This is a genomic window from Myxococcus sp. CA023, from assembly GCF_010998615.1.
GTDB lineage: Bacteria > Myxococcota > Myxococcia > Myxococcales > Myxococcaceae > Myxococcus.
Genome location: NZ_JAAEAH010000130.1, coordinates 1 through 15,446, shown reverse-complemented (window position 1 = coordinate 15,446; position 15,446 = coordinate 1). Strand labels below are relative to the sequence as shown.

The 15,446-nt window shown below is 69.8% G+C and carries 14 protein-coding genes; 4 read left to right on the top strand and 10 right to left on the bottom strand.

Features of this window, described 5'->3' with window-relative positions:
- Positions 1-1,375, top strand: a 1,375-nt coding sequence (locus F8M74_RS35810; RefSeq protein ID WP_141258440.1) for a methyl-accepting chemotaxis protein, incomplete at its 5' end; no start/stop codon positions are given.
- 97 nt (positions 1,376-1,472) lie between these two features.
- On the opposite strand, the gene clpA is transcribed toward F8M74_RS35810, so the two are convergent.
- From clpA to F8M74_RS35785, 5 genes are all read right to left on the bottom strand, one after another.
- Positions 1,473-3,770, bottom strand: coding sequence for an ATP-dependent Clp protease ATP-binding subunit ClpA (clpA, locus tag F8M74_RS35805; protein WP_141258441.1), 2,298 nt, complete (start codon positions 3,768-3,770; stop codon positions 1,473-1,475).
- Positions 3,771-3,773: 3 nt separating this feature from the next.
- On the bottom strand, positions 3,774-4,097 hold the full coding sequence (locus F8M74_RS35800) for an ATP-dependent Clp protease adaptor ClpS (RefSeq protein ID WP_011555974.1): 324 nt from the start codon (positions 4,095-4,097) through the stop codon (positions 3,774-3,776).
- A gap of 40 nt (positions 4,098-4,137) precedes the next feature.
- Entirely contained in the window at positions 4,138-5,298 is a 1,161-nt protein-coding gene (locus F8M74_RS35795; protein WP_171410533.1) for a GNAT family N-acetyltransferase, read from the bottom strand.
- A gap of 67 nt (positions 5,299-5,365) precedes the next feature.
- Positions 5,366-5,806 (bottom strand): hypothetical protein, encoded by a 441-nt coding sequence (locus F8M74_RS35790; RefSeq protein ID WP_026114260.1) that lies wholly within the window; start codon positions 5,804-5,806, stop codon positions 5,366-5,368.
- Positions 5,807-5,833: 27 nt separating this feature from the next.
- Positions 5,834-6,370, bottom strand: a complete 537-nt coding sequence (locus F8M74_RS35785) for a DUF2378 family protein (protein WP_141258442.1) — start codon at positions 6,368-6,370, stop codon at positions 5,834-5,836.
- A gap of 159 nt (positions 6,371-6,529) precedes the next feature.
- Here F8M74_RS35785 and F8M74_RS35780 point away from each other — a divergent pair, with 159 nt between their 5' ends.
- Positions 6,530-7,096, top strand: coding sequence for a NifU family protein (locus F8M74_RS35780; protein WP_141258443.1), 567 nt, complete (start codon positions 6,530-6,532; stop codon positions 7,094-7,096).
- A 113-nt stretch (positions 7,097-7,209) separates the two neighbouring features.
- On the top strand, positions 7,210-8,028 hold the full coding sequence (locus F8M74_RS35775) for an SAM-dependent methyltransferase (protein ID WP_255470982.1): 819 nt from the start codon (positions 7,210-7,212) through the stop codon (positions 8,026-8,028).
- A gap of 88 nt (positions 8,029-8,116) precedes the next feature.
- Here the strand turns inward: F8M74_RS35775 and F8M74_RS35770 are convergent, their stop codons facing one another.
- From F8M74_RS35770 to F8M74_RS35760, 3 genes are all read right to left on the bottom strand, one after another.
- Positions 8,117-9,796 carry a pseudouridine synthase gene (locus F8M74_RS35770; protein ID WP_141258445.1) on the bottom strand — a complete coding sequence of 560 codons (1,680 nt, stop codon included), beginning with the start codon at positions 9,794-9,796 and terminating at the stop codon, positions 8,117-8,119.
- Between the two features lie 217 nt (positions 9,797-10,013).
- The gene (locus tag F8M74_RS35765) at positions 10,014-11,165 is read right to left on the bottom strand and encodes a class I SAM-dependent RNA methyltransferase (RefSeq protein ID WP_141258446.1); all 1,152 of its coding nucleotides are present in this window, start codon (positions 11,163-11,165) and stop codon (positions 10,014-10,016) included.
- 34 nt (positions 11,166-11,199) lie between these two features.
- Entirely contained in the window at positions 11,200-11,952 is a 753-nt protein-coding gene (locus tag F8M74_RS35760; protein ID WP_141258447.1) for a 1-acyl-sn-glycerol-3-phosphate acyltransferase, read from the bottom strand.
- 223 nt (positions 11,953-12,175) lie between these two features.
- Here F8M74_RS35760 and F8M74_RS35755 point away from each other — a divergent pair, with 223 nt between their 5' ends.
- The gene (locus tag F8M74_RS35755) at positions 12,176-13,066 is read left to right on the top strand and encodes an oxidoreductase (RefSeq protein WP_171410534.1); all 891 of its coding nucleotides are present in this window, start codon (positions 12,176-12,178) and stop codon (positions 13,064-13,066) included.
- On the opposite strand, the gene F8M74_RS35750 is transcribed toward F8M74_RS35755, so the two are convergent.
- Both F8M74_RS35750 and F8M74_RS35745 read right to left on the bottom strand, forming a co-directional pair.
- Positions 13,044-14,672, bottom strand: a complete 1,629-nt coding sequence (locus F8M74_RS35750; RefSeq protein WP_228560607.1) for an ATP-binding protein — start codon at positions 14,670-14,672, stop codon at positions 13,044-13,046. The two genes, F8M74_RS35755 and F8M74_RS35750, sit on opposite strands and share 23 nt — an antisense overlap.
- A gap of 239 nt (positions 14,673-14,911) precedes the next feature.
- On the bottom strand, positions 14,912-15,446 hold a 535-nt coding region (locus F8M74_RS35745; RefSeq protein WP_163884715.1), incomplete at its 5' end, for a TIGR02266 family protein.

The following is a 15,446-nucleotide window of genomic DNA, read 5'->3' as shown; positions in this document are numbered from 1 at the left end:
GGGGGTGGCGGCGGGGGCCAGCGCGCTCCAGCCCATGCTGGACGCCAGCGTGGGCCATTCGGACCTGGCTTATGCCTTCATTCAAGACTCGGCCGGCAACGTGGTGGCCCACACCTTCCCGGACGGCTTCCCGGACGCGCTGAAGGAGGCGGTCGCCACCGCGGGCGCGGGCTCGGTGCTGGAAGCGGACGCCGGGGGCCTCCGCCTGCGCGCCATGGACGTGGTGGCGCCGGTGGCCGGTGGCCGCCTGGGCTCGGTGCACGTGGGCGTGTCCCGGGACCACATCGACGAGCTGGTGTCCGCGCTGCGCGTGCGGATGGTGGGCTTCGCGGCGCTGCTGGTGGCCCTGGGCGTGGCGGTGTCCGCGCTGTTCGGCCGCAGCATCGTCGGCCCGCTGAAGAGCCTGACGGAGGTGGCCGGCCACATCGTGGAGTCCGGTGACCTGACGCGCCCCATCCAGGTGAAGAGCGGTGACGAGGTGGGCCGGCTGGCCAACTCCTTCTCGCAGATGGTGGAGCGGCTGCGCGAGGTGACGGTCAACCTCCAGCAGGCGGCCGTGGCGCTCACCCAGTCCACCAAGCACCTGAATTCGTCGTCCACGGACCAGGCGCAGACCATCTCCCGGCAGGCCGCGGCGCTGCAGGAGACGCAGGTGACGGCGCAGGAAATCAAGCAGACCTCCATGCTGGCCGCGCAGAAGGCGGAGAGCGTGCTGTCGGTGGCCGAACGCGCCGACACGCTGGCCAAGTCCGGCGAGGCCTCCATCGAGCTCACCATGGCGGGACTCAACGACATCCGCGCCCAGGTGGGGGAGATTGCCCAGAAAATCGTCGAGCTGGGCGAGCGCACGCAGCAGATTGGTGGCATCACCCAGACGGTGAAGGACCTGGCGGACCAGTCCAACATGCTGGCGCTCAACGCCGCCATCGAGTCCGTCCGCTCCGGCGAGCACGGCAAGGGCTTCGGCGTGGTGGCGCGCGAAATCCGCGCCCTGGCGGACCAGTCCATCGAAGCCACCACGCGCGTGCGCGAGCTGCTGGACGACATCGCCAACCAGGTGACGTTGGCGGTGCGAATCACGGAGCGCGGCGCCGAGCGCATGGAGTCGGGCCTGGCCCAGGTGCGCACCAGCGGGCAGAACCTGCGCGAGCTGTCCTCCATCGTCCAGGACAACGCCGCCGCCGTCCGGCAGATTGCCGCCGCCGTCAGCCAGCAGAACGTGGGCATCAACCAAATCACCCTGGCGGTGAATGACTTGTCCAAGATGATGGATGAGACGGTGGCCCGCATCGGCTCCACCGGCGAGGCCGCCACCACGCTGCAAATCATCTCCGAGCAGCTCTCCAGCGCGGTGAAGAGCTACCGCGTCGAGTAGTCGCTCGCCCACTGTCACGGGCGGACAGACGAAGGCCCCGGCTCCCAGGGAAGGGGACCGGGGCCTTGTCATGTCCGCGGCCAGCGCGGGCAGGGGACTATGCCACCTCGGCGGTGGCGGGCTCCGTGCGCAGCTTGAGGCTGTCGTCCTCCACGTCGTAGTGGGCGGTGCCGCCATTCTTCAGGTCCCCGAAGAGGAGCGCCTGGGCGAGCGGCTTCTTCAGCGAGTTGTCCACCAGCCGGGCCATGGGCCGCGCGCCGAAGGCCGGGTCATAGCCGTGCTCGGCCAGCCACGCGCGGGCGGCGGGCGTCAGCGCCAGCTTCACCTTCTTCTCGTCCAGCATCTTCTGGAGCAGGCGCACTTCCTTGTCCACGACCTTGAGGATGACCTCGGGCGGTAGGCCGGAGAAGAGAATCCACCCGTCCAGGCGGTTGCGGAACTCCGGCGTGAAGGTGCGCTCAATCGCCTTCTTCGCGCGCGTGGCGTCCACCGGCTTCGCGAGGTCCCCGAAGCCAATGGCCTTGGTGCTCATCTCCTGGGCGCCCGCGTTGGTGGTGAGGATGAGGACGATGTTGCGGAAGTCCGCCTTGCGGCCGTTGTTGTCCGTCAGCGTCGCGTGGTCCATCACCTGGAGCAGGATGTTGAAGAGGTCCGGGTGGGCCTTCTCGATTTCATCCAGCACCACCACCGCGTAGGGGTGCTTGCGCACGGCGTCCGTGAGCAGGCCGCCCTGGTCGAAGCCGACGTAGCCCGGCGGCGCGCCGATGAGCCGGCTCACCGTGTGCTTCTCCGAGTACTCGCTCATGTCGTAGCGCAGGAACTCCACGCCCAGCGACTGCGCCAGCTGCTTGGCCAGCTCCGTCTTGCCCACGCCCGTGGGGCCGGAGAAGAGGAACGAGCCAATGGGCTTCTCCGGCGCGCGCAGTCCGGAGCGGGCCAGCATGATGGCGCTGACCAGGTCCTTGATGGCCGAGTCCTGTCCGTAGATGACGCCCTGGAGCTCCTTCTCCAGATTCTGCAGCTGCACGCCCTCGCTGGCGGACACGCTCTTGGCGGGGATGCGCGCCATCTTCGCGACGACGGCCTCCACGTCCGCGCCGCTGACGGTGTTGGAGCGCTGGCCCTCCGGCTTGAGCCGCTCGGCCGAGCCCGTCTCGTCGATGACGTCGATGGCCTTGTCCGGCAGGAACCGGTCGTTGATGTGTTTGGCGGACAGCTCCGCCGCCGCGCGGATGGCCTCGGGCTGGTACTTCACCCCGTGGTGCTCCTCGTAGCGGCTCTTCAGCCCCTCCAGGATGAGGATGGTGTCCTCGACGGAGGGTTCGCCCACCTCAATCTTCTGGAAGCGGCGTGACAGGGCCCGGTCCCGCTCGAAGGCGGACTTGTACTCCTGGTACGTCGTCGAGCCGATGCAGCGCAGCCGCCCGCTGGCCAGCGCGGGCTTGAGCAGGTTGGACGCGTCCATGGAGCCGCCACTGGTGGCACCCGCGCCGACGATGGTGTGGATTTCGTCGATGAAGAGGATGGCGTTCGGCTGCTCCTTCAGGGCCTTGAGCACACCCTTGAGCCGCTCCTCGAACTGGCCGCGGAACTTGGTGCCCGCGAGCAGCGCGCCCATGTCCAGCGAGTAGACGACAGCGTCCTTCAGCACCTCCGGCACGCGGCCTTCGTGGATGTGCAGCGCCAGCCCTTCGGCGATGGCCGTCTTGCCCACGCCCGCTTCACCCACGTAGAGCGGGTTGTTCTTCCGGCGGCGGCAGAGCACCTGGATGGTGCGCTCCAGCTCCTTCTCGCGGCCGATGAGCGGGTCGATGCGCCCCTCCTTGGCCTCGATGTTGAGCTGCACCGTGTAGGCCTCGAGCGGGCTCTTCTTCGGGGACTCGCCCTCGTCGTCGTCGCCCGCGGGGGCAGCGTGGCCGGCGCTCTCCTCGCCCTCACCTTCACCCTCGCCGTCCTTGGTGACGCCGTGGGAGATGTAGTTGAGCAAATCCAACCGGGTGACGCCCTCCTGCTGGAGCAGGTAGAGCGCGTGGCTCTCGTCCTCGCGGAAGAGGGCCACCAGCACGTCCCCACCGTCGATGAGCTTCTGCTCGGCGGACAGCGCGTGCATGGCGGCGCGGTGGAGCACCCGCTCCACGCCGATGGTCTGCTGGGGCTCGGCGTCCACGCCCTCCGGCAGGCGTTCAACCGTCTCCTCCAGGAAGGAGACCAGGCGCTCCTGGAGTTGCTTCACGTTGGCTCCGCACCCCTTGAGGACTTCGCGCGTGCGCGCGTCCCTGGTGAGCGCCAGGAGCAGGTGTTCCAGCGTCAGGTACTCGTGGCGCATCTTCCGCGCCTCGTCCAGGGCGGTGCGGAAGCTGGCCTGCAACTCTTTGGCAATCAGCGGTCCTGCCACGTTTCAACCTTCCTCGGGTTCCATGGAGAGTCGCAGCGGCATGTCGTTCTCCTGCGCCGCGGCCTCCACCGTCTGAATCTTCGTTTCGGCGACGTCGTACGTATAAACGCCGGCCACCCCGACACCGTTGTAATGAACGTGCAGCATGATCTGCACGGCATCCGTCTCCGACTTGTGGAAGACCTCCTTGAGCACGGCCACGACGAACTCCCGGGTCGTGTAGTTGTCGTTGTGCAGGAGCACCTTGTAGAGCGGCGGTTTCTTGAGCTTCTGCTTGGGGGCGGACTCCGTGATGACGGAGGTGTCGTGCTCATGCTTCTGCGCCATAAGTCGTTCGGACTCCCTTTGCTGAACGGGCGGGGGATTTTCAGTCCCCCTCCTTGAAACCAGTCTCCGCCCGCCACTGGGGCAGGCTTCCTTCCACGGCTGCCCGCTCGTGGGCCAGGAAGCCGCGCACGGCCTTGTCCATGCCAGGGTGGAGGAGCAGGTGCGCACTGTACGTGAGGCGCGGCTCGAATCCTCGGGTGAGCTTGTGCTCTCCCCCCGCGCCCGGCTCGAAGCGCTCCAGCCCGGAGGTGATGCCCTCCGAGATGGGGTGGTACAGGCAGACGTTGAAGTGAAGGAAGGGGTGCTCCTCGAAGCAGCCCCAGTAACGGCCATACAGAACGTTGGCACCGGTGAAATTGAACGCACCGGCCACCAGCCGGCCTTCCCGGCGGGCCTCCACCCATTCGCAGCGGTGCCGGAAGCGGGCGAGCATGCGAGCGAAGAAGTCCGGGGTGAGGAAGCGCTGGCCCCACGGGTACTTGTCCACCGTGGTGGCGTACAGGCGGTAGACGGTGTCCGCGTCCGCGTCCGCCAGCGCGTCCCCGCGCAGGGTGCGGACCTCGATGCCGTGCTCGGTCAGGGCCCGCAGCTCCCGGCGCAGTTGGTTGCGGCGCTTGGCGTGGAAGCGGGCGAGGAAGTCCTCCAGCGTCCGGTAGCCCTGGTTGCGCCAGTGGTACTGCACGCCCAGCCGCACGGCGAAGCCCTGGGCCACCAGGACGGGCAGTTCCTCCTCGGTGGAAAAGAGGACATGGATGCCGGACAGGCGCTCGGCCCGGGCGAACTCCTGGGCGGCGGCGTACAGCTCCGCCTCGCGCGCGGCGCGGTCCTCGCCCGGGGCCACCAGCACGCGGCGCCCGGTGGCGGGGGTGAAGGGGACGGCGAGCACGAGCTTCGGGTAGTAGCGCAGGCCCGCGCGCTCGGCGGCGGTGGCCCAGGGGCTGTCGAAGACGAACTCCCCGTCGCTGTCGTCCTTGAGATAGGCGGGCGCGGCGGCCACCAGACGCGAGCCGCGCCAGAGCGTCAGGTGCCGGGGGTGCCAGCCCCGCGCCGGCACCGCGCAGCCGCTCTCCTCCAGCGCGGTGAGGAAGGTCCACTCCAGGAACGGCGTGGCCTGGGCGTCCACCAACGCATCCCACGTGGCGCGGGGGATGTCGGTGAGGGAGCGCAGGATGCGCAGCGTGGTGGGGAGCGGTGTCGACATCGTCAGGGCCTGGGCCAGGGCGAGCCTATAACGATGCGTACCCACTGCTGCCACGGCTGTCCGGGCGCTACTTCCCGCGAGTCAGCTCCGCGGCGAGGAAGCGTCCGGCTTCCGCCAGTCCTTCCTCCCCCCGGCGGCGTCCCTCGTCCGATTCCATGACCCGCCGCGCGGCGTCACCCGCGGTGCCCACCTCCAGGTCCACCAGGATGAAGAAGGCGCTGAGCGCCGGACCCACGGGGGCGATGCGTCCCGGCCGCAGGGGCCGCTCACTCAAGGTGGCGGCCACCTTCTCCACCAGCCCATCGTCGGTGAGCCGCTTCGCCTTGCCGCGCATGGCGGTCCACGTGACATCCAGCAGCGTAGGCAGCATCCGTCCGGAGAGCGCACTGGACAGCCGCTGCGCTGCTTCTTCCTCGTCGATGTGGTGGGCCTGCGCGTAGGTGGGGACGAGCTTCGCCACCACCACGGCGCGGGTGGCGAGATGGGCGAGTCTGGGCGGGTAGGACACGCGGGGCTCCAGGGCGGGGCTGGCGGGCTACCAGCGCACGAACAGACGGTACCCCCCGCTGCTGCGCTCCTCCACGGAGATTCGAGGCCGGGCGTTGGCCATCTCCAACATTCCTTCCAGGCCCCCCGCCATCAGCTCGGGCCGGTTGTAGCGGTCCGACAGGGAGAGGCGGCGGCCGCGCTCGCCTTCGGAGGACATCGAGACGTCCACGTCCGAGCGGCCCATCATCGCCAGGTAGCGAGGCACCCGCTCCAGGGCCTGCGCAGGCCCAATCATGGGCAGGGCCACCGCGGCCACGCGGCCTACCAGCGTCTGCGCGAAGCCGAAGACGCCCTGGCGGCCCAACTGCCGGTAGGCCTCCTCGTCACCGAGCTCCGCGTATCGCTCCCGCCGTGCCAGGGCTATCGCCCGCTGCCAGAGAGCAATGGGGTAGTCCAACTCCGGCTTTCGGCTGTCGTACCCCAGCGCCTCCAGTTCCTGGGCCAGCCGGCCCTCCGCCTGGAGACCCCGCACGAAGAACCCCTCGAACACGCTGGCGGGTACGCGGGGCGGTGGCGGGGACATGCCCCCAGTCTACGCTAAATCCACTATGAGTTCATGTATTTCTGGGATTGCGGGTTGATGCCGGAGTGGAGGGGACGGGGGCGAGGGCGATTGCCAGCCCGCGACCCGGGTTGCTATGGGGCCGCGAGCGCCTTAGAGGAGTCGTCCAAGGAGATTTGAATGTCGGTGAACATCCAGCTCGAGTGGACCCCGAACCCCAGCACGCTGAAGTACGTGGTGGACCGGCGGTTATTGGCGGGCGGGGCGGTGAACTTCACGAACCCCGAGGACGCCCAGGCGAAGTCCCCGTTGGCGCGCAAGCTGATGGACGTGCGCGGCGTCACGGCGGTGATGATTGGCACCAACTTCGTGACGGTGACGAAGGGTGACGAGGGCGAGTGGGACGAGCTCAATGACGAGGTTATGTCCACGCTGGACACCCACCTGACGGCCAACGAGCCGGTGGTGGACGAGGCGGCGCTGGCGGCGGCCCGCGAGGCATCGGGACCGTCCGGTGGTGGCACGGTGGAAGGGCGCATCCAGGACATCCTGGACAACGAAATCCGCCCGGCGGTGGCCATGGACGGTGGTGACATCACCCTGGACCGCTTCGAGGACGGCATCGTCTACCTGCACATGAAGGGGGCGTGCGCGGGATGTCCGTCGTCCACGGCGACGCTGAAGATGGGCATCGAGGGGCGCCTGCGGGAAATGATTCCCGAGGTCCTCGAGGTGGTGTCCGTCTGAGGCGCAACGTCAAAGCTTCGCAGGTCCGGCGGGAGCTGCTGCCGGACCAGTCCCCCGCGCTGCTGCGCGAGCTGCATCTGCTCACGCGCGAGGGGCACCTCAACGCGGACGCGCTGCGCAAGCTCAAGCAGGTGAACCACCTGATGGGCTTGCTGCGTCCCGCCGTGGAGGATGTCCAGGCGCGCCACCCGAACGCGGTGATGGTGGACGCGGGCAGCGGCAACGCCTACCTGGGCTTCGTCCTCTACGAGCTGTTCCTCAAGGGCGCCGCCAGCGGCACGCTGCTGTCCATTGAAGGCCGGCCGGACCTGACGGAGCGGGCCCAGGGCCGCGCCCAGCGGCTGGGCTTCACGCGGATGCAGTTCCAGACGGCGCACATCGACACGGCGCAGTACCCAGAGCGCATCCACCTGCTGATGGCGCTGCACGCATGTGACACGGCCACGGATGATGCACTCGTCGCGGCCATCCGCCATGGCGCGGACCACGTCGCGGTGGTGCCGTGCTGCCAGGCGGAGGTGTCCGCGCAGCTCAAGGAGAAGCGCCCCGTCGTGGCCAGCAGCGGCAGCATGTCGCTGCTGTACGCGCATGCCTGGCACCGGCGCGAGTTCGGCTCGCACCTGACGAACGTCATCCGCGCGCTGACGCTGGAGGCTTTCGGCTACCAGGTGACGGTGACGGAGCTGACGGGCTGGGAGCACTCGCTGAAGAACGAGCTGATTCTGGGGCGCCGCGTACACCGGGAGAACCGGCGCGCGCGCATGCAACTGGAGCGGCTGTTGGCGGAGACCGGGGTGAATCCCAAGCTGACGCGTGAGCTGGGCGTGAAGCCGGCGGTGTCGGCCGCGGTGGAGACCGTCTCCGCGCCGGAGCCGGATGCCTCCGAAGATGCCTCCGAGCCGGTGGTGGCTTCGGACGTCTCCGGTACGTGAGCCGCACTGCGCCGCAGGCGTACGCCCGGCCTGGATTGGCGTCGCGGCGCCCTCGTGCAGCGCAGGCTTGCGGTCGAGATACGCGACGTCAGAAGGGAGCCGGCCGCTCCAGCGTGAGGCGCTGCCCCGTGACAGGGTGCTGGAACGACAGGGCCTCCGCATGCAGATGCAATCGGGGACCCGGGTGCCCATAGAGGCGGTCGCCGACGATGGGCGCGCCAAGGCCAAGCGGATGGGCTGCGTGAACGCGCAACTGGTGCGTCCTCCCGGTGAGCGGGAAGAGGGCCACCTTCGTGCGGCCGTGGCTGCGTTCAATCACGTGCCACTCCGTCACCGCGGGCTTGCCGTGCACGGGGTCGTGAATCTGCCGGGGCCGGTCGTCCAGGTCCACGCGCATGGGAAAGTCGATGGTGCCGCGCTCGCCCTGGACGTTGCCTTCGACCCATGCGGCGTAGCGCTTGTGCACCTCGCGCCCGGCGAACTGGCGTTGCAAGGCCGCGTAGGTGCGCGCGTCCTTCGCCGCGACGAGCAGCCCCGACGTGTCCAGGTCGAGCCGGTGCGCGAGCATCGTCCCCGCCGCTTCTGGAACTCTCGCGCGCAGCCGGGCCAGCACGGAGTCCTCCACCGAGACGTCCTTCGCGGGAACGGAGAGCAGTCCCTCCGGCTTCTCCACCACCACGAGCCATTCGTCCTCGAAGACGATGTCCAGCCCTCGTGACGGCAGCACGGGCACCGTGAAGGGCCGGGGCGCGGAGACAGGGAGACCGTCCAGCATGTACGGCAGCAGCGGCCCGCACTTGTCCTTGCAAGCGGGGTAGTACGCGCCGGCGGCCCGGCCTCCCGCGGGAGGAGGAGCCCCCCACCAGAACTCGGCGAGCGCGAGCGGACGGAAGCCCTGGGTGAGGGCATGCGCCAGGAGCTTGGGCCCGGCGCAGTCCGCCGCGCCCGATGGGGGCTCGCCTCTGGCGTAGAGGTCGCGCAGGTGCCGGTGTTCTCCACGTGCATTGGGCACCACGTAGGTGTCGTGCAGGCGCTTCATCAGCGCACGGCAGACGATGCGCCGCAGTCGCTCCATGGCGCGAAGCCGCCGCTCCATGCGGGCCCGCTGGGGCGCGAGCGCCCGCTGCGCCTCGTCGTGTTTCGCCTCCAGCCTCCGGAGTTCCGCCTTGTCCCCCCGGCTTTCCTGGTCGAGCGCATGCAGCGCCGCTCGCTTCGCCTCCTCACTCAGCGAGTCCGAGGCCATGACGTCCGTGCGCCTCGCATGGCGCTGCTTCTTCTGGGCGTCGTGTGTGGCGCGCAGCGCCGCGCGGGCCTCGGTGTGGCGCGCTTGCAACGCGTCGTGCGCGGTCAGGACGGAGGCGCGCTCGGGGGACTGGCGGAAGGACGCCTCACGGGCCATCAGGCGCTTCACCAGGGCGTCACCCGCGGGCTCCAGCCGCTCGCGCTCGTCACGGGCGAAGAGGGGAGGCACGAAACCGGGGAGGTCCCATCGCCCGTCAAGCATGCCCGAGAAGGCGCGGAGGAATCCGACGCGTCCGTCAGGCGCCTGGACCACGAGGATGCCGAACATCTTTCCACCCTCGGACGTGTCGAGGCACGAGGCCTCGAGTCCAGGCGCGAGATGACCTGCCCGGAGCTCCCGCTGGAGCCATTCCGCCGCCCGGCGCGCCAGCGCGTGGGGCGCGCCCTCGTCGAAGGGGTTTGGGAAGCACTCGGGGAGTTCGTCCGCGAGGGGCTTCGGCTCGAAGGGCGTGAACCACGTTTCCACAGGCCCGCGTTACCACGGCACTGCGGCGCGGTGCATCCGGATGGCCGCCATCGTGGGCGTTCCACCGAGGACTCCGCGCCTGCCCCCCGAGCGGCAGGGCGGTCATCGTTCCTCAGTCGGGGCGGGCGTGCTTCGTGGGGGTGGGGTGGATTCCAGCGCGCATCGGCGTACCCAGGTCCTTGCTGTAGAGGAGGACCTCGAACGCATGGCCTGGGCCTCACGTCACATCCAGCCCCGACAGCAGCAGCCGGCACTTGAGCCCGCCGTTCTTCACCGGAAGGCTTCGCGCGCCCGTCAGTCCCAGCGCCTTCACCAGCGCCGCCTCATCCGGAAGGATGACCGCCGCGCGCCACCCCGCGAAGCCCTGGCGCAGCGTGTTCCCCAGGGCCCGGTACAGCGCGGGCAGGTCTTCGGCTTCGCCCACGCGCTTGCCGTAGGGCGGATTCACCACCACCAACCCCGGGCCTTCCACGGGCGCCTTCAGCGTCCGCGCGTCCTGCCGTTCCAACGCGAGGGTCACCCCCGCGCGCCGGGCATTGCGCCGCGCCGTTCCCAGCGAGCCCGCGTTGATGTCGTAGCCATGAATCGCCGCTCCTGGCGCGGGCCTCGCGTCTGCCTCCGCGCGCGCCTTGCGTCCGGCCCATGCTTGGGCATCAAAGGAGGGGAAGGACTCGAAGGCGAAGGCGCGCAGCAGTCCTGGCGCCCGGCGCATGGCCATCCACGCGGCCTCCACCAGGAAGGTGCCCGAGCCGCACATCGGGTCTACCAGGGGCTGCGAGCCGTCGTAGCCCGCCAGCCGGAGGATGCCCGCCGCCAGCGTCTCACGCAGGGGCGCGCGGCTCACTTCCTGGCGGTAGCCCCGGCGGTGCAGCGCGTCCCCGCTGGTGTCGGCGCTCACGGTGAACGCGTCGCCATCCACCCGCACCAGCAACGTCAGGCCCGGGCCTCCGCCCTCTTCATCGAGCGGCCCCGCGCGCTCCACCGAGGGCACGTTCCACGCATACGCCGCCGCGGAGAACACCACGTCGGGCCCTGGCACGGGGGAGCGGTTCAGGCTCACCGATAGCTTCGGTGGCGAGCGTCCATCCCAGACGTGAGACAGGTCCAGTTCAGCCAGCCGGTCGGAGAGGGTGTCGGAGTCTCCCGCGCGGAAGTGGCCCAGGCGCAGCAGCACCCGGCTGGCGCAGCGAAGGCGCAGGTTGGCGTCCTGGTGCAGGCCGGCCGGGCCCTCCAGCTCCACGCCTCCGTCCACGCGGCGGGGCTTCCAGCCCAGCGCGGAGGCTTCTGCCTCCAGGGCGGGCTCCAGGCCGGGGAGGGTGGAGACAAAGAGCTGTTCGTCGGTGCGGGCGCGTGTCACGGGAGCGTCCATTGTCCGCGTCCCGGCGCGCGCCGCAATGCTTCATTCAGGACGCGGGCGCGGAAGGCCGCTCCCAGTCCTGGGCCGGAGCCGCCGGAGCGGGGGTATCCGCGTAGAAGCCGCGGTACTCGGGCGGCAGCAGCTCCGCCACCCGGCGCATCATCGCATCCACCAGGGCCTGGCGCGGGTCCTCGGCGCCCGCCACCTCGGCCTCCAGCGCCTCCACGCGGAAGGGCGGGCCGAAGCGCACGAATACGTCGGCTTTGAAGAGCCGCTCGCCGCCCATGTCCGAGTCGTTGATGGGCATCAGCTTCTCCGTGCCCTGCAACGCCACCGGCACCACGGGCACGCCCGCGCGCTTGGCAATCAGCGACAGGCCCTTCTTCGCCTGGGTGAGGGTGCCCGTGCGGCTGCGCGCGCCTTCCGGGAAGATGAGCACCGACTTGCCGGCCTTGATGGTGTCCAGCGCCCGCCGCATCGCCTCGATGTCGGGCGAGTTGGGCTTGATGGCGATGGTCTCCATCGTCTCCGAGGCCAGGCGCGTCATCACCGTGCTCTTCAGCTTCACCCCGGCCAGGAAGACGACCTTGCGCGGCCGGAAGGCCCGGTCCAGCGTGAAGCCGTCCGCGTTGGACAGGTGGTTGCAGAGAAAGAGGCAGGGCTGGTCCGGGATGTTCTCCCGCCCCAGGACCTTCTCGTTCGCCAGGGTGGCCCAGACGCCGTTCATCAGGGCGCGGACCATCTGCTGGCGGGCGCCTTCTGGCAGCTTCGACATCAGGAGAAAGAGAATGCGCAGCACGTGTCGGTCGCCTCTAGCACAGGGGGGCAGTCGTCCCAGGCCCTCAACGCTCCACCCGCAGATGTAGTTCCGACAAGTGTCGCGCGTCAGCACCCCTCCTGTCCCGGTGCCTCGCCTGCCGGGCGGGCCGTCGTACAGCCAACGCTCATGTGGGACTGGGGGGCGGGACGGTTTTTCCTTCCCCTCTTCCCACCCTCCATGCGGGTTGGCTATGGGAGGGCGCATGAGTCTGGTCGAAGCCCGCGCGTCGCGCGCCAGGAAGCCCGTGGAATACGAGGTCACCGTCGACCACGTGCGGATGGACACGCACGACACGGCGACGCTGTTCCTGGATTTCGGCGGAGTCCCGCTGGATTACAAGGCCGGGCAGTTCCTCAACATCGACCCGCACCAGTTCCCCGCATTGGGCCGCCTGTCAGCCTACCTCCAGGAGCAGAAGGGGCGGAAGGAACCGCAGCGTTCCTACTCGCTCGCCTCCGCGCCACACGAGCCGCTGGTGGCCATCACCGTGAAGGACGAGGAGTTCATCCCCGGCCTCACCCGCTATCCGCCGCTCTTGTCGCCCTACCTCGTGCATGGCCGGCTCACCGGCGCGCGGATGAAGGTGATGGCCTTCATGGGGCCCTACGTGCTGCCGGAGGACGTGGAGGAGCGCACGGAGCACGTTGTCCACCTGGTGGCCGGTTCCGGCGCGGTGCCCAACTTCGCCATCCTCAAGGATGCGCTCCACCGGGGGCTGAAGCTGCGCCACACCTTCCTCTTCTCCAACAAGACGTGGGGGGACGTGCTGTACGGCGAAGAGCTGGCCGCCCTGGAGCGCGAGCACCCGGACCGCGTGCGCGTGGTGCACACGCTCACCCGCGAGACGGATGAGTCGCGCTTCGGCGCCGCCGTGCGGAAGGGCCGCGTCCACCAGTCCCTGCTGGAAGAGCTGATTCAGGACCGGGAGACGTGCCTGGTGTACGCCTGCGGCCCGGCGATTACTCCGTGGGACCGGCGCAAGGCGCTGGAGACGCGCACGCCCTCCACGCCGCGCTTCATGGAGACGGTGCTGGGCCACCTCCACGCGCTGGGCATCGAGGACAAGCGCATCAAACGGGAGGCATACGGCTAGGCGCTCGCGGCAGCCACAGCTCGAAGCGAGCACCGCCGCGAGGCCGGCTGCTGGCGCGCACGCTGCCCTCATGCGCGAGCACCACGCGCCGGACAATGGCCAGCCCCAGCCCCCGTCCGTTGGCGCGGGTGAGGAAGAAAGGCTGGAAGACACGCTGCGGGTCCACGTCGGGAATGCCGGGCCCTTCGTCCTCCACCACCAGGCGCACGCCGCCGTCCGCGGGCTCCACCGTCATCCGTACCTTGCCGCCCGCGGGGGAGGCCTGCACGGCGTTGCGCACCAGGTGCGTCACCGCCAGTTGGAGCAGCGTCTCGTCCCCTTCGAGTGGAGGCGTCTCCGCGGCCTCGTCCACGCTGAAGCGCAGCGTGGGGGCGTCCGGCGGGCCATGCATCTGCCCCAGCGCCCGGCGCACCAGCTCGCCCAGCTGCACGGGGCGGGGGCGCGGCTCCAACGGGCGCACCACGTCCAGCAGGTCCCGGACGATGTCCTCCAGCCGGATGGCCTCCTCCTCCAGCATGCCCACCGCGGCTTGTCCCGTGGGCCCCAGGTGGGCCTCGCGGCGCAGCACCGCCACCGCGTTGAGGATGGCGCCCAGGGGATTGCGCACCTCGTGGGCCACGACGCCCGCGGCCTCGCCCAGCACCTCCAGCCGCTCGCGCGCCACCAACTCGTCCTGGAGCCGGGACACCTCCTCCAGCCGCACCGCGGACGTCTGGTGGTGACGAACGTTCTCCAGCGCGCCGCCCACCAGCTGCGCGAACAGCTCCAGGGTGCTGGCGCCCGCGGGGGTGAGGGCGGGGCCCTGCACGGAGAGCACGCCGAACGGATGCCCGTCCACGAGGATGGGCGCGTCCAGCCCGCGCATGTCCGGTGGATGCAGCTGGCACACGGTGCTCTCCCCGTTGGCGGAAGGCGGGAAGCGCGCCACGCCGAGCATGTCGTGGTGGAAGGCCGCCTTGCGCCGCTCGAGCACCTCCAGGAAGTGCGGCAGCGCGGCATTCGGAATGCGCACGTCCGCCAGGGGCATGCCGTAGAGCTGCTCGGCCTCGGCCACGATGAAGGGGTTCTGCCGCAGGGGCCCGTACCGGAAGGCGTCGCCGTCCACGTAGACGACGGACACGGAGAAGCCCTGGCGGTAGATGGCGTCCACGGCCGTCTCCAGCACCGACCGCTCGTCGCGGCAGCGCAGCATCGTCGCGGCGGCCGCCACCAACGCCTCCGTGAGGCGCCGCACGGAGTCCTCCGCTTCCGCCTCCAGCAGCACCACCACCAGCTCGTCCGGGTGCGCTCCGGGCGCATGCCTCAGGGCCAGCGTGCGCTGGGGGCCGTTCGCCGGCTGCACGCGCACCCACACGGGGCCTTCGGGCAGCGGCCCACCGCGGACGAGGGATTCATACAGCGGCTCCACCCAGCCGCGTTCCGCGGGGACGAAGCGGCGGATGCTTTCGGAGAGCGACAGGGCTTCCAGCTCCGACGCCGGAACGCCCAGCAGGGTGGCGAGCGCCGCGTTGACCCGTAGCACCTGTTCGCCGCGGATGAGGGCGGTGGGGAGCGGCATCGCTTCGAGCAGCCGGTATTCGGCGGAGGCGGTGGACACGGCGGTCATCCTCTGAGTCCACCGCACCATCCGCAAGGGAACTTCAGCGGAGCCGGCGGCGGCGGACGCAATGGGTTTTTCCGCACCCCGTATGGAAGGGCGAGGGGCAACACTCGGAGGGCACGATGATGAACTTCAAGAACCTGATGGACCGCGATGACCTGGAGTTGAAGGCTGTCATGGCCGTGATGGCCGTCTACGTGATGATGGGCGCCGTCTTCCTGGGGCAGATGCTGTAGCGCCTGGCCTCAGGGCTTCTTCTTCAGGTCCTTTGCGCGAGCCAGATACTTCTGCACGAACTCCTTCTCCTCCGGGCGAAGGTGGCTCAGACGCAACCCGTAGCCGCGCGGGTTCTTTCCGTCCTCCAGCGAATTCTCCCAGATGACGGAGCTGCGGAGTGTCAGCACCCGGGGCGGCTCATCGAAGCGCAAGGTGAGTTCCACCAAGGTCCCCAGCCGCAGCGGCTTGTCCGTGGCGATGAACAGTCCGCCCGATGACAGGTTGATGATGCGGTGGTCGGTGAAGATGCCCGCGTTCTGCAGCGTCACCTTCACGTCCGCGTGGATGCGGTCATCCGAACGCCGCTCCAGGCCGACGAACTCCGCGCTGGAATAGGTGGGCGCCGCCGCGGCCCGGCGCATGGCCGGGGCGGACGGTGGAGGCGCGGGCGGAGGTGGAGCGGGCGGCGGCGGGGCAATGGGTGCCCGCGCCATCACCGGCGCGGCCTGCACGGGGCGCGGCGGGGGCGCGGCGGGCACGACGGGCGCGCGCACCGCCGCGGGG

Excerpts from the sequence above, each read along its gene's own strand:
- F8M74_RS35800 (WP_011555974.1), bottom strand. The coding sequence starts at position 4,097 with ATGGCGCAGAAGCATGAGCACGACACCTCCGTCATCACGGAGTCCGCC.
- F8M74_RS35795 (WP_171410533.1), bottom strand. The coding sequence starts at position 5,298 with ATGTCGACACCGCTCCCCACCACGCTGCGCATCCTGCGCTCCCTCACC.
- F8M74_RS35785 (WP_141258442.1), bottom strand. The coding sequence starts at position 6,370 with ATGTCCCCGCCACCGCCCCGCGTACCCGCCAGCGTGTTCGAGGGGTTC.
- F8M74_RS35780 (WP_141258443.1), top strand. The coding sequence starts at position 6,530 with ATGTCGGTGAACATCCAGCTCGAGTGGACCCCGAACCCCAGCACGCTG.
- F8M74_RS35765 (WP_141258446.1), bottom strand. The coding sequence starts at position 11,165 with ATGGACGCTCCCGTGACACGCGCCCGCACCGACGAACAGCTCTTTGTC.
- F8M74_RS35755 (WP_171410534.1), top strand. The coding sequence starts at position 12,176 with ATGAGTCTGGTCGAAGCCCGCGCGTCGCGCGCCAGGAAGCCCGTGGAA.
- F8M74_RS35750 (WP_228560607.1), bottom strand. The coding sequence starts at position 14,672 with ATGACCGCCGTGTCCACCGCCTCCGCCGAATACCGGCTGCTCGAAGCG.